Origin of the sequence: Pseudomonas sp. IT-P74, from assembly GCF_949768175.1 — a bacterium.
GTDB lineage: Bacteria > Pseudomonadota > Gammaproteobacteria > Pseudomonadales > Pseudomonadaceae > Aquipseudomonas.
Map to the genome: position 1 here is coordinate 1 of NZ_CATKQD010000068.1, position 328 is coordinate 328.

A 328-nucleotide genomic window follows, 5' to 3' on the forward strand; every position below is an offset into this window, starting at 1 on the left:
GGCCGTGGCGCTCTTTCATGGCCGTGTGGCAACTGGACAGCCGGTTCGTGAAAATCCCTCAGCTATGGATCTTCGTGCCGATCTATGGCCTGTTACTACCGTTGATCCTTGTGCATGCCTGTGGCCATTGGGTGTCCCTGCTGTTGTGTTACGAGCCAAGGTTTCCTCGTTCAATCGAAGAGGCCGGCCTATGACCTTTATGAAGTCCGATTCAGCTCAAAGCCTCTCGGTGGGATTGATTGACCATCACAACCTGACCGATTTCATCATCCTCACCCTCCAACACACCCCCCAACGCTTGCAAGGCACTGCCCATTGGCATGCCGCG

The 328-nt window shown here is 55.2% G+C and carries 1 pseudogene; it reads left to right on the forward strand.

The window, feature by feature from the left end:
• A pseudogene (locus ACM6J5_RS24210) lies at nucleotides 1–194 on the forward strand (hypothetical protein); the annotation flags it as partial.
• Between the last annotated feature and the right edge of the window lie 134 nt (nucleotides 195–328).